Source organism: Sunxiuqinia sp. sy24, assembly GCF_052677165.1.
The window spans coordinates 1-13442 of the sequence record NZ_JBQYLH010000001.1; the positions used below are offsets into that span (position 1 = coordinate 1).

The 13442-nt window shown below is 43.5% G+C and carries 14 protein-coding genes and 1 pseudogene; 11 read left to right on the forward strand and 4 right to left on the reverse strand.

What is annotated here, in order from left to right; genetic code table 11:
- Positions 1-545, forward strand: a pseudogene (locus ACUNWA_RS00005) (hypothetical protein); the annotation flags it as partial.
- Between the two features lie 59 nt (positions 546-604).
- Here the strand turns inward: ACUNWA_RS00005 and ACUNWA_RS00010 are convergent.
- Positions 605-757, reverse strand: a complete 153-nt coding sequence (locus ACUNWA_RS00010) for a hypothetical protein (protein ID WP_445589816.1) — start codon at positions 755-757, stop codon at positions 605-607.
- Positions 758-873: 116 nt separating this feature from the next.
- On the opposite strand from ACUNWA_RS00010, the gene ACUNWA_RS00015 reads away from it, so the two are divergent.
- From ACUNWA_RS00015 to ACUNWA_RS00030, 4 genes are all read left to right on the forward strand, one after another.
- Positions 874-1461 (forward strand): non-canonical purine NTP diphosphatase, encoded by a 588-nt coding sequence (locus ACUNWA_RS00015; RefSeq protein WP_445589817.1) that lies wholly within the window; start codon positions 874-876, stop codon positions 1459-1461.
- Positions 1458-3785 (forward strand): type IX secretion system anionic LPS delivery protein PorZ, encoded by a 2328-nt coding sequence (porZ, locus tag ACUNWA_RS00020; protein WP_445589818.1) that lies wholly within the window; start codon positions 1458-1460, stop codon positions 3783-3785. The genes ACUNWA_RS00015 and porZ overlap by 4 nt, the downstream gene beginning before the upstream one ends.
- A gap of 15 nt (positions 3786-3800) precedes the next feature.
- Entirely contained in the window at positions 3801-4526 is a 726-nt protein-coding gene (gene recO, locus ACUNWA_RS00025; RefSeq protein WP_445589819.1) for a DNA repair protein RecO, read from the forward strand.
- Positions 4527-4614: 88 nt separating this feature from the next.
- Positions 4615-5772 carry a methionine aminotransferase gene (locus ACUNWA_RS00030; protein WP_445589820.1) on the forward strand — a complete coding sequence of 386 codons (1158 nt, stop codon included), beginning with the start codon at positions 4615-4617 and terminating at the stop codon, positions 5770-5772.
- A gap of 153 nt (positions 5773-5925) precedes the next feature.
- On the opposite strand, the gene ACUNWA_RS00035 is transcribed toward ACUNWA_RS00030, so the two are convergent.
- The 3 genes from ACUNWA_RS00035 to ACUNWA_RS00045 form a co-directional block, all read right to left on the reverse strand.
- Positions 5926-6423, reverse strand: coding sequence for an SPOR domain-containing protein (locus ACUNWA_RS00035; protein WP_445589821.1), 498 nt, complete (start codon positions 6421-6423; stop codon positions 5926-5928).
- 100 nt (positions 6424-6523) lie between these two features.
- Positions 6524-6769, reverse strand: a complete 246-nt coding sequence (locus tag ACUNWA_RS00040; RefSeq protein WP_445589822.1) for a hypothetical protein — start codon at positions 6767-6769, stop codon at positions 6524-6526.
- Between the two features lie 182 nt (positions 6770-6951).
- Positions 6952-7452, reverse strand: a complete 501-nt coding sequence (locus ACUNWA_RS00045) for a response regulator (protein WP_445589823.1) — start codon at positions 7450-7452, stop codon at positions 6952-6954.
- Positions 7453-7654: 202 nt separating this feature from the next.
- On the opposite strand from ACUNWA_RS00045, the gene ACUNWA_RS00050 reads away from it, so the two are divergent.
- From ACUNWA_RS00050 to ACUNWA_RS00075, 6 genes are all read left to right on the forward strand, one after another.
- Positions 7655-8416 carry a type III pantothenate kinase gene (locus ACUNWA_RS00050; protein WP_445589824.1) on the forward strand — a complete coding sequence of 254 codons (762 nt, stop codon included), beginning with the start codon at positions 7655-7657 and terminating at the stop codon, positions 8414-8416.
- Positions 8417-8663: 247 nt separating this feature from the next.
- Positions 8664-9380, forward strand: a complete 717-nt coding sequence (locus tag ACUNWA_RS00055; protein WP_445589825.1) for a head GIN domain-containing protein — start codon at positions 8664-8666, stop codon at positions 9378-9380.
- Between the two features lie 24 nt (positions 9381-9404).
- A complete protein-coding gene (locus ACUNWA_RS00060) occupies positions 9405-10115 on the forward strand; it encodes a head GIN domain-containing protein (RefSeq protein ID WP_445589826.1) in 711 nt (236 codons plus the stop codon).
- Positions 10116-10279: 164 nt separating this feature from the next.
- Positions 10280-11581, forward strand: a complete 1302-nt coding sequence (locus tag ACUNWA_RS00065; RefSeq protein ID WP_445589827.1) for a Gfo/Idh/MocA family protein — start codon at positions 10280-10282, stop codon at positions 11579-11581.
- A gap of 140 nt (positions 11582-11721) precedes the next feature.
- On the forward strand, positions 11722-12303 hold the full coding sequence (locus ACUNWA_RS00070; protein ID WP_445589828.1) for an RNA polymerase sigma factor: 582 nt from the start codon (positions 11722-11724) through the stop codon (positions 12301-12303).
- A gap of 70 nt (positions 12304-12373) precedes the next feature.
- Positions 12374-13420 (forward strand): FecR family protein, encoded by a 1047-nt coding sequence (locus ACUNWA_RS00075; protein WP_445589829.1) that lies wholly within the window; start codon positions 12374-12376, stop codon positions 13418-13420.
- Positions 13421-13442 lie beyond the last annotated feature (22 nt).

A 13442-nucleotide genomic window follows, 5' to 3' on the forward strand; every position in this document is an offset into this window, starting at 1 on the left:
TGATCAACTGGTTTGCAGGCAAGCACCCGACTAAAGCAGTTGGTTTCGGCTCGCGCCAGCGTCGCGTTACCGGCGATCAGTACGACAATTTCAGTATCGACTTTACTTATGACGACGGCATGCATACCCACAGTATGTGTCGCCAGATAAACGGTTGTACCAACAACGTTTCAGAGTTTGTCATGGGAAGCAATGGTTCATCCAATTGCCGTAACAAGATTTGGGATGCGAAAGGAACCGAGTTGTACTCGTATGCTTATCCTACGGAAGAAAGTGGCGAGCGCATGATCAGTCCTTACGTTCAGGAGCACATTGACCTGGTAACTTGCATCCGGGAGAATATTCCGGTGAATGAGGCCGAGCAAACAGCCATTACCAACATGTGCGCCATCATGGGGCGTATGTCTGCCTATACTGGTAAAGAAGTGACTTTCGAGGAACTGATGAACTCAGACATTAAACTGGGACCTGATACGTACATCATGGGTGATGTAGGTATTGTAGAAACAGCCAAAGTAGCTGTTCCAGGCGAGGCCGCAGTGTAGCTTATTCATCGTAATAATTAGGAGAGGGGTGTCCATTTTGATGAGCACCCCTCTTGTCGTTAACTATTTTTCTTTCCGGGTTCCAGCTTGGGGACTTTCTGAAGCACCCGCATGTTTGTTGGGAAGATGCTTGCCGACCTGGCTTTTCGCTGTGGTGTGGCAACCGATTTCAACTCCTCGAGCATCATATCGATTATTTGCGCATTGGTCATTGGCAGGTTTTTGTAAATTTGACTTCATTAAAGTACGAAGAATTATAAAATGCAAGGCTGTCCCGGGATGCTGATTCCCATACTTTTCAGCCTTCGCCCTAATTTAAAAGAGACATATGAAACTTGTTTTTGCGACTAACAACCCCCATAAACTTCGCGAGCTGCAACAACTTTTAGGCGATAAAATCCAGTTGTTGAGTCTGACCGATATTGGCTGTGACGAAGAAGTGCCCGAAAATCAGGAAACTCTGGAAGGTAATGCCGCTGAGAAAGCCTTTTTTATTTTTGAAAAATTCGGGTTTAATTGCTTTGCTGATGATACCGGACTTGAAGTTGAAGCCCTGAATGGGGAGCCGGGTGTCTATTCGGCACGCTATGCCGGGGAAGACAAAAATGCCGAAGCCAATATGGGCAAGGTACTGGATCAGCTGAATGGAAAAGAAAACCGGAAGGCCCGTTTCCGAACGGTGATCTCGTTGGTTATCGATGGGGAGGAAACTCAGTTTGAAGGAATTGTTGACGGTAAAATTCTGGAAGAAAAGCAGGGCGAAGCAGGTTTTGGTTACGACCCGGTTTTCCAACCTGATGGTTTCTCTGAATCCTTTGCTGAGATGGAAGCGGGTCAGAAAAATCGAATTAGCCACCGCGGGCGTGCTGTTGAGAAGCTGATCGCTTATTTGAAGAACCTGAATAAATCAATATGAAACAAATTTATGGCTTGCTGTTGTTTGTTTTTCTGTCGTTTTCGTTAACGGCACAGGTTGGTGTTGGCGAATGGATCGATCATTTGTCGTATACTTCTGCTCAACACGTAATTGAGGCCGATGGGCAGATTTTTTGTATCACGACAGGAGGCTTGTTTTCCTATGATCGGGCGGATAACAGCTTGCGTAAATTTAATCAGATCAATGGTTTGTCCGATGTGAAACCCCGTGTGATGGCTTATGGCGCAGAGCTTGACGTTGTATTGCTGGCATATCAGAACAGTAACCTCGACCTGGTCTTTGGCCATGAGGTCGTTAACCTGTCCGATATCAAGCGGAAACAAATTCAAGGGGACAAAAATATCTATAACATCTTGATGGTTGGACCAACAGCTTATTTGTCGTGTGGCTTTGGAATTGTTGCTGTCAACCTTCAAAAAAGAGAAATAAAAGATACCTATTACATTGGTGCGGATGGCTCGACGGTAGTGGTGATGGACATGGCTTTTGATGGGACTTACTTGTATGCTGCCACGCGGGCAGGCATTTTTCGAGCCGATGCGAGCTCATCGAATCTACAGGATTATAATCAATGGGAGCATTTGGAGACCATTCCACATGCTGATCAGCTTTTTACTCAGCTAGAGGTTTTCAATGGAGACCTGATTGCCTGCTATTCGAATGACGATGGAACAGAGCAAGAACTTTATCGGACCAATGGCAATGAATGGCAACGTTTGCTGCCTTCAGTAAGCAAGGTCAATAGCCTGCGGGCTTGCCACAACCAATTGCTGATCTCTAGCGAGGCACAACTGAGTGTTTATGCGGCAGATTATCTGCTGGCCGGGGAGCTTAGTCGTTATTCCTTTCCGGGAGGCATTGTGGATAATCTGAAGGTTACGGATGCCACTTGCGATGAGGAAGGCAGCTTTTGGATTGCTGATGCCTGGACGGGCCTGGTGCACCAACAGGGGAGCAGTTTCGAGTTGACGATCCCAAAGGGACCGGTTGATAATCGGGTCTTTTCGTTAGCGGGAAATGGAAGTGATTTATGGATGACAACCGGAGGACGAACCGGTGCCTGGAATAATGTCTTTAATGATCCCCAGGTTCAGCTTTTTCGGAATGGTAGCTGGCGGGCGTTTAATGGATGGTCACATAAGGAGCTGCAGGGTTTTCATGACTTGGTGACGGTTGCGGTTGATCCGGTTAATGCGGACCATGTGTTTTTAGGGTCGTGGGGTGGTGGCGTCGTTGAATTTCAGGGGAGCGAGTTTGTCAACCGGTACACCCAGTTCAACAGTTCGCTGCAAACAGCCTTGCCCGGCGATTCTAACCCCAATTATGTGCGCATCGGGGGTATGGCTTTTGATTCAAAAAATAACTTGTGGATAACCAATTCGTTGGTGGGTAAGCCGCTTTCGGTGTTCACTTCCGATGGCAACTGGGAATCTTATGAGCTGGATGGCCTTGGAGGTATTGATGTAGGCGAAATTGTTCTGACTGCAAATGATGACCAATGGATTATTTTGCCGCGAGGGCGTGACTTATATGTTCGAAAGGCAGACGGCTCAGCGGGCAAGCACTTGCAGCTGGTAGCTTATTTCAATAATGGCGATCGGGAGGAGTTCTTTCGCATGAATGATGTGTATTCCATTGCTGTTGATCAGGATAATGCTGTTTGGGTAGGAACATCGCAAGGGGTAGCTGTATATTTTGATCCGGAAACTATTTGGGAGCAAAGCCCGTTTTATGCTTCACAGCCCGGATTGGATTTGGATGATGGCATTTATCATCCTTTGCTGCGTGGACAAACCGTTACGGCTATTGCTGTTGACGGAGCCAACCGGAAGTGGCTGGGGACGAAAAGCTCTGGCGTGTTTTTGGTTTCCGAAGATGGGCAGACTGAATTGAAAAGTTTCAATGAGTCTAACAGTCCGCTTTTATCCAATACGATTCAGTCGATTGTCATTAATGATCAATCTGGTGAGGTGTTTTTTGCCACGCCCGAAGGATTGATTGCCTACCGGGGCGAAGCTACTAAAGGAGGAAGTGAATATGCCGATGTATATGCCTTTCCCAACCCGGTGCGCGAAGACTATGAGGATGATATTGTTATAACTGGTTTAATTACGGATACCGATATCAAGATCACGGATATTACCGGGAACCTGGTGTTTCAGACCACTTCGCTTGGCGGACAGGCCATTTGGGATGGAAAGAACCTGCATGGAAGCCGGGTTAGTACCGGCGTTTATGTGGTCTTTGGTAATGACAAATCCGGAGAGCGAATCTTTACGACTAAAATTCTTTTTATTCACTAATCAAGACATCTGACTGTGCTGGAAAAAACTAGGGGCATCTATCTGCATCACATCAATTATTCTGAAACTAGTATAATTGCGTGTATTTATACTGAGAAATTTGGCATCCAGTCTTACCTGATTCAAGGGGTGAGAAAGCGGAAAGGAAGCTTTAGCAAGAGTCTGTTTCAGTCTTTGTTTTTACTCGATATGGAAGTTTACTACCGTCCCGGGCGTGATCTTCAGCGATTGAAAGATGTGCGATTGAGCATGCCCTTTGAGAGCATGCCCTTTGAAATGGTGAAAAGCTCCCAGGCCATTTTTTTGTCCGAGGTCTTATTGAAATGCTTGAAAGAAGAAGAACCCAATGCAGATTTGTTTGATTTTTTGTTTCATGCCATCGCCTTGCTGGACATGAAAAAAGATGGAATTGCCAATTTTCATCTGGCTTTCTTGTTTCATTTAACCTATTTCCTGGGCGTTTCTCCGCAAGCTTCATTAACGCCCCAAAATTTGTTTTTCGATCTGGAGACTGCCATGTTTTCGACCTCAGAGCCACTGCATAATCAGTTTATGAATGCAGAAACAACGGCTAATTTTAAGCAACTTTTTCAGTTTGATTTGGGTAAGATAGAACAGATTACGATGAGTAACCGGGAGCGGTCAGTGCTCTTGAATCAGCTCTTAATTTACTATCAGATTCACTTGGATTTGTCCGGAAGTTTAAAGTCATTAGCTGTTTTAAAAGAAGTGCTGGCATAGCTGTTGGTGATGAATAATTTTTTAATTTTGGAGAACTCTCGGTGGACTATCAGCTCTTTTGTTAATTTTGCCAACTTATTTTTTAGTTATGGTGCAATCGAAATTACCCAATACTAACTCAAGTGTGTTTTCTTCAATCAACAAATGGGTTGAAGATTCTGGTGCGATCGATATGGGCATTGGGAAAACAGATTTTAAATGTCCACAGAAGCTGATTGATTTGGCTGCTAAATACCTGAATGACGGTTATAACAATTATGCTCCGCTCGAAGGAATTTTGCCACTAAGAAAAGAGATCAGCGAGATTGTTCGTGTCAACTACGGACAGGTATATAATCCGACTACGGAAATAACCATTACTGCAGGGACTAACCAGGCGGTTCATACAGCCATTAGTGCGGTGGTGAAGGATGATGATGAAGTAATCATTTTTGAGCCGGCTTTTGAATCATTTGCTCCATCGATTATTCTCAATGGGGGGCGGCCTGTTTTTGTCAGGTTGAAAGCGCCGACCTTTAAGATTGATTGGGAAGAGTTGCGTAAGATGGTGAGTGCCAAGACCAAGATGATCATCCTTAATTCTCCGCATAACCCAACGGGTTCGGTGTTATCCGAAAATGATCTCTTCCAGTTGCAGCGACTGACTAATGGAACGAATATTACCATTTTGAGTGATGAGATTTTTGAATCCATGATTTTTGACAATCAAACCCACCAAAGTGTTGCCCGTTACGAAAAGCTGATTGAGCGAAGCTTTGTCATTTCCTCCTTTGGCCCTTTGTATAATATCAATGGCTGGGGGATTTCGTATTGCCTGGCGCCTGAAAGACTGATGCGCGAATTCCGCAAAATGCAGCAGATTCAGATTTATCATGTGAATTCTCCGCTGCAATATGCTTTGGCTGAATATCTGCCAAAAAATCATTCTTTTGAAGAGATCTCAGAACTGTACCAAGGAAAACGAAACTACTTCAACAGGCTGCTTGAGGGAAGCCTGTATGAAGTGATTCCAGCCCAAGGGGGGTATTTTCAATTGTTGGACTACTCTAAGATTTCTGAAGAGCCAGATATCGATTTTGCAGAGCGTTTAGCGCGTGACTTTGGTATTGTAACGGTTCCGGTATCTGCCTTCTGTCACGAAAAAAATAGATCGAAATTTATTCGGATCTGTTTTGCTAAAGAGAACGACACCTTGGAAAGAGCAGCCGAAAAACTCTTGCAAGTACCATCAACGGTCGATTTTTAGTCGACTCCGAAGTATTATTCTTACCCAATAAGGCGTTACTAAATATGCCCGCTAGATTCAAAAAAAATTAGGGTTAACAGCTGTTGGCTCGACCCGTTGATGGGAACGATACAGTTCAGCTATTAACCCTACTATGAGGTTCCGAAATCGGACTTATTTCTTAATCAGCAACCACGTGTCGGCATACTGTGGAAATTCATTGCGAATTTGGTAAACACGTTTGCGGGCTTCGGCCTCATCAATAAATGAGTTGACACAAACACGGTAGTAACCGGTTTCACTATGCAGCACAATCGGGCTGAATCCCTGTGGAATAAGTTCTTGTTTGTACCGGTTGGCATTGGCGTTGCTGCTAAAGCTACCGATGATAACAAAGAAACTTTTGTTTTCATTTTTGACCTGGTCTTCTTTTTGGTCAAAAGAAAAGTTCTCGGATTGTATGCGAACAGGTTTCTCCACTTCTTCCTCGAACATACGGTCCGAAGTAGGCTCTTCCCTGATTTCTGTTTTGGCTTTTGGCACAGAAAATACCTTTGCGTTGTCCTGCACGGTTTCTGGCGCAGGAGCATCGTCCTTTTGTACTTTTTGGAAAACTTTACAGCCGGAGGAGACCATTCCAAGGGCTAAAACTGCAACCATTATTTTTTTCATGACTTCTTGGGGTTTACTTATTTAACGTTCAAAAATACAAAAAAGCATTGCTGCTTATTGTCCTTTGGCTAACAGGTTATTAACGAACCGTTGTTGAAATCTAATATTTTAAAATGTTTTTCAGGTAGCGCTGTCCGGGGACACTGCGGAAAAAGCGACTTCTTCGAATAGCTTCCTGTTTGCTGGCAAATCCTTCATTGTAGAGAATCAGCCAATTGGAATAATTTTTCGTCAAATCAATTTTTCCTTCGTTGTGAGCTTGCTCTGTTTTTTTGAGATCCATGCAAAATCCATAGTAAAACCGATGGTGCTCCTGATTATATAGGACGTAAGCGTAATAATTCATGCTGCAAAAATAGAAAAACTATGGCATATCCGAGCGTGAAAGTCTTATTCTGTTTGGCAGCAGCCGTAACTTTATTGCAATGAGGCTTCTGTTTTCACGATGAGCGCTTATTGCGTTGAAGTTAAGCTGCCTTACTGGCTGCCGTTTCTGACTTTAAATCATTTGTGTAGAAAAGGGTCTGCTTAGAATCCAAAAGTTTGTGGATATAAGATGGCCAGAGTGATAACAGCAATGATAAAGAGTGATAAAAAGATGAAAAATAAAATGACTCCTTTCTTATAGCGCTTATTGCTTCGTTCCAACTGCGAAACAGAAAGGATCTTGTTCATCTTATTAACCATTTTTTTCAGAGCCATCTGGTCTTTGACGATGTAATCATAAGCACCGTATTTCATGGTGTTGATGGCAATGTCAATGCTGTCTTGTCCGGATAAAAAGATAAATTCTACATCAGGAGCGATGGTTTTGGCTTTTTTCAATACTTCAATACCATTCATGCCGTCCAGCAAATAGTCCTGAATCACAATTTTGGGTTGGCGTTCCATGGCTTTCAAAACTTCTTCACCTGATGAAAATGCCTCGGTGTTCGTAAACTTATTGGTTTTTAAATAACTTACAACAAGTTTGCTGTATACCGGATTGTCCTCAACAACAAAAACTAACGGACTTTTATTATTTTGCATGGTTAAAGAATAATAAGTTAATTCTGCTCTTGTGTAGAATATTTGTGCTATTAATTTTGTTAAAATTAGTAAAAAATTAAATACAACAACTTGGTAACGGAAGAAATGACAATAAAAGTATTAAAAATCAGCTGTTGATTAACAGGTGGTTTTGGTTGATTGTCCTGTCATTCTTAGTTTATTGGAGTGTAGAACTACAGTTATGCAGTTAATTATTGACATTGGAAACACGAATATTGTTTTTGGGATAAACCAGGAAGGGACATGGAAGAATGTTTGGCGTATTCGCAAGGATAAGCAAAAAACGGCAGATGAGTATGAAGTGATCTTTCGTTCGTTGTTTGAAAGTGTAAAGGTTTGTCAGTCTAGCATAATGAAGGTTGTCTTGAGTAGTGTGGTACCTTCTCTTAACGATGATTTTAAGGAATTGATTGACCGATTTCTAGGGCTGCAGGTGTTATTGGTCGGACCGGACATGTATAGCCGGCTACCCATTAAGATATTAAATCCCTACCAAATTGGAACCGACCTGGTTGCCAATGCTACGGCAGCTTATACTAAATTTGAAAAACCCTGTATGGTGGTTGATTTTGGTACTGCACTGACATTTTTAACCCTTTCGGGGACTGGCGAGATTCTTGGCGTGGCCATTGCGCCGGGACTTGGAACTGCTGTTCGCTCATTGGCGGGCGATACGGCTCAATTGCCCTACGTTCAGCTGGCTAAGCCGCCCTCTGTCTTGGGGAGAAATACGGTGCATGCCATTCAGTCCGGTGTTGTGATTGGCTATTCGGGGCTGGTGGACCGGATGATCGAACAAACAGAACTGGAATTACAGGAGAAACTTCATGTCGTTGCGACTGGTGGCTTGTCTGGAATATTTGCAGGTTTGGTTTCCAGGATCACCCATATTGAAGAAAACCTAACCTTGGATGGCTTGAAAATTATCGGCGATCTGTTTTAATCAATTAACTCTTCATTGTTTGTCTGGATGATAGCTTATTAAAAGAATTTTTTATTCCGATTGAGCGACTTGTTTGTTGCCAAATGAGCATCGACTTGTTAAGAGGCTGGCTTTCGTCAACTATTTTCGTTCGGCTTACCGATAAAATGCCGGACTTTAGCGAAATTTTGAGAGGTCATGCGGTTAAGCTTTCTTAACTTGTGTAACGAAAGCAAAATCGTTACGTCCATTTATAAAGTCCGCATTTATGAAAAAGCAACTTCTTCTTTCAAGCATCTTGGCAATAGTTATCTTTTTGCCCTCCTGTTTCTTCTTAGGGCCATCAATTAAAGGCAATGGCAATGTCACCACCGAATACCGTGAAATTGGTGATTTTGATAAAATAAAGGTGTCAACCGGACTGAAAGTCGTCCTTGTTCAATCCGAAAGGAATTTGGTAACCGTTGAAGCTGATGAAAATCTGCATGAGGTAATTCGTACTGAACGAAAGCGTGGTGAACTGAATGTTTTTACAGAGGGGCGCATAAAGAAGTCGCGGCAACTGCTCATTACGGTTGAATTTACGGAATTGGAAAAGCTTCACTCCACTGCCGGAGCGCAGGTAAGTACAGCTGGCATGCTGCGAGTTAAAAACCTGGCGACAAAAGCAAGTGCCGGTAGTCAGCAAAACCTTCAGCTAAATACGCAAAACCTGGAAGCAAAGGCTTCAGCCGGCGCTGAAATCCGGCTTCGGGGAAAAACCCGCGATGCAAATCTGGCTGCTTCGTCGGGAGCACAGTTGAATGCTGAGGATATGGTTGCTAAGAATTGTGTGGCTGACGTATCCAGCGGAGCTCATGTCTATATTGAGGTGATTGATGATTTAGAAGGAGAAGCGTCCAGCGGTGGGCATATTTACTATTCCGGCTCCCCTTCAACAGTGGATATCAGCACCTCTTCCGGAGGGAATATTATCAAGAAATAAGCGGAACACATAAAAACAGAAACAATGAAAAAGTATGGTCATTTGGTAGTTTTGGTATTGTTCGGTTTGTTAGTTGTTTTGCCAAGCTATGCTATCAGCGAAAAGTCTGGAAAACAAACTCGAATGACAGCTAGTTTTCATGGGATTTCCGTCAGTAGTGGGATTGATCTTTATATGAGTCAGGGAGATTCAGAAGCTGTTACGGTTGAAGCGGATGTCTCGATTATTGATGATGTCATTACGGAAGTCGAGGATGGTATTTTACGCATCTATATGAAAAAGAAACTCAGCTGGATCAGGAACGAGGCACGCACGGTGTTTGTCACCTTTGACGATTTGACCAGGCTGGATGTTTCTGCTGGAGCTGATGTTGAAGCCGAAAATGCCTTTCATTTGGACGAGCTGGAGATCACGGTAAGTGCAGGTGCTGACCTGGAAATAGGAGATTTGAACGCTAAAACTGTCTGGCTCGATACCAGTACTGGATCGGATGCCGAGTTAAGTGGTCGTGTTATTAATTTTGAAGCGTCCTCATCCAGTGGTGCCGATATCTCCTGCGCGCACCTGGTAGCCGAAAATTGCCAGGTGAGTGTGTCCAGCGGTTCAGATGCAACGGTGCATGCGACCAAAGTACTCAAAGCGAATGCCAGCAGCGGAGGTGACATTCGCTACAAAGGAAATCCCGCGCACAAAGACATCAATGAGTCAAGTGGCGGCGATGTTTATGCTTTTTAGCGTTGATTGGTTTTTTTACATTTTTGAAGAAAGCTTTCCTGGTATAAGGAGAGTTTTCTTGTTTTTTGCCGATGCAATTAGCTGCAGGATTTCGTTTAGCTGTTGATCCGGGTTGAAATTTATTTATCTTTAAGCGTAACCTAATACGTTTTAAACCAAAACAAATGGATCAAAAATTAAACCGAAGAAATTTTCTTGGAAAGGCGGCCCTTGGAGCTGCTGCAGTTACCATCATTCCCCGCCATGTAATGGGTGGGAAAGGTTTTGTTGCTGCCAATGACCGAATCAACCTGGGCTTCATCGGAACCGGCAAACAAGGCGGAATTCTGCTTAAATACTTCACCGATAATTGTAAGGATTTGGTGCCTGTTGCGGCTTGTGATGTATATAAAACTAAGCTTGACCGATTTGTAGCGCAGGCAGAGAAGGCTCAGAAGAAAAATGGCTACACCAGTGTCAAGCTCCAGACCTCTGAAATGTATCGTGATTTGCTAGCCAATCCGGATGTTGATGCAGTGGTGATTGCAACACCCGACCATTGGCATGCCCAAATAGCAGTTGATGCCGCTAAAGCCGGGAAGGATATCTATTGCGAAAAGCCTATGGCTTTGACGGTTGCTGAAGGGCGGGCTATGGTTGATGCTACCCGAAAGTACAAGCGGGTTTTTCAAACCGGAAACATGCAGCGCTCATGGCGAAACTTTCGTCATGCTGTAGAGCTGGTGAGAAATGGCTATATCGGCGACATTAAAGAGATTAATGTCAGTATAGGGAATCCGGTTACTCAATGCAATTTGCCAAGCCAGAAAGCACCGGAAGCCTTAAGCTGGGACTTGTGGGTAGGGCCGTCGCTGTATCGCGATTTCCATGCCGAGCTGGCACCACCCGTTGAGGTGGATGTGTATCCCAACTGGCGCAATTACCGCAACTTTGGCGGTGGGATGATCACCGACTGGGGGGCACACATGTTTGATATTGCCCAGTGGGCCATGGGCATGGATGAATCAGGTCCTGTTGAATTTATTCCGCCTGAAAACCCGGCTAAACGTGGCTTAAAAATGGTTTACGATAATGGCGTGGTGGTTAACCATGTGGATTGGGGTGATTTTAATGCGGTTCAGTTTATTGGTACCGAAGGAAAAGTGGAGATCAGCCGTTCGTTCCTGCGCACTTTCCCCGATAAAAATCTGGCGACACAAGAATTAAAGGAAACGGACCAGCGGGTGTACTACAGCGATAACCACTATCAGGACTGGGTGCAAGCCATGCGGACGCGTGAAAAGCCGATCTCGGACGTGGAGACTGGCCACCGAACGGCCTCCATGTGTAATTTGGCTAATATTGCTTACGAACTTCAGCGTCCCTTGAAGTGGGATCCAAAGAAGGAAGAATTTAAGGACGACTCATTTGCCAACCTCATGCGAACTCGTCCGTTCCGCGGACAGTGGGATTTTATGGATTTTTAGCCTGAGATTATAAAAAGCGAACAAGGCCTCAACTTTTCTGTTGGGGCCTTTTGTTTAGATGAAACTGGCAGTAATTTTTTCGATTTAGGAGGATGCATATAAAATTTTCTACTTTTGTTTTGAATCGATAAACTGACCTGATGACTGTAAATAAAGATAAGGACTATGTTGAACGTTTGAAAAATGATGATTTTTCGGCCTTTGATGCCTTATTTAAGAAATATGCTGAAAGTCTATATGGTTTTGCACTAAGTATTACGAAAGAGCCCTATATCGCTGAAGAAATTGCGCAGTTGGTTTTTATGAAGATCTGGGAAAAACGCGCTCAGCTGGATGAATTTCGATCCATTAAATCGTTTCTTTTTTCAATTGCTTATTCCGAAACAATTTCCTGGCTTCGCAAAGAAAAATCGGAAAAACAGAGGATGAATGTGGTTGGAGCTGAAATGAAGCAGGCATCGAACGAAACGAACTATAGTATCGAATTTAATGAGATCAATGCTATCGCCAACCAGATTATTGAAGGACTTCCTGAGAAGCGAAAAGAAATTTTCAAGCTCAGCAGGGTGCAAGGCTACTCGAACAAGGAAATAGCCATTCGGTTAAATATCTCGATAAAAACGGTTGAAAATCAAATGACCGCTGCATTGAAAACCTTGAAAGAGCAGCTTAGCAAAAATGGCATTTTGGGGCTTCTTTTTTATTTTATCACCTTATATTGATTTTTTTTCTTGTTCGAATAGGGGTAATTGGCATTTGGTTTCGTAGTATAGTTGTTTAAAGAATTATGCAATGAATGTCAATTACTCTGATCTTAAAGAATACCTGGAAGGAAAAACAACTGATCAGCAATCGGAGGAGATCAGGAATTGGATGAAAAATCCAGAGAATGAGGAAGAGGTTCGCTTGTTGCTGGGTGAAATTTGGACTCATTCGCAAATCAGACTGAAAGGGGAAAAGCCAAACTTTGAGCTTTTATTAGATCGACTGCATTACCGAATCAAAACACAAACCGTACAAGGGAAAGCTCAAAATATTCAAGCCAAGACTTTATCGCATCGTCTCGTTCAGCAGTTTTCACGAATAGCTGCCATATTAATTTTGCCTATACTTCTTTTAACAGCTTACTTCTATTTCAACCCTGACCGGAACTTTTCCAGGCTTGCCGATGCACCTGCCATGCGCGAGGTCTACACCAAGCCGGGTACCCGAACGATGCTGACTTTACCTGACGGGACAAAGGTCTGGCTAAACGACGGTACCCTATTCAAATACCCGGAGTCTTTTTCTGGAAACAAGCGAGAAGTGTTTGTTGATGGCGAGGCCTTTTTTGATGTGACCACCAATTCTCAGAAACCCTTTGTGGTGGATAACCCTATTATGAAAACGATCGTTACCGGAACACAGTTTAATTTATACGCCTATGCTGCCGATCAATATTTTGAGGCCACTTTGTTGGAGGGAAAAATCCATTTGAGCGGAAGGGCAGGAAAGATTGAACTTGATCCCGGACAGCAAATCCAGTTTGACGCGGGCAGCAAACAATTGTTGAAACAGCAAGTAAATCCGGAAAATGCAGCAGCGTGGGTCGATGGTAAATTAGTCATCCACAACGAGCGATTGGATCTTGCGGTTAAAAAGCTGAGTCGCTGGTACAATGTCGATATCTCCATTAACAGCTCGAAACTGAAAGCATATGAGCTAACCTGCACCCTGGAAAATGAAAAGCTGGAGCAATGCCTTCAACTAATTGCACATGCACTACCCATCCAATATCGTGTTAAATCAGTCCATTCAGATAATCAATTTCGACAAAAAATAGAGCTTATGATGAAATAAAAAAGCCTGCCGGAATCTTGCA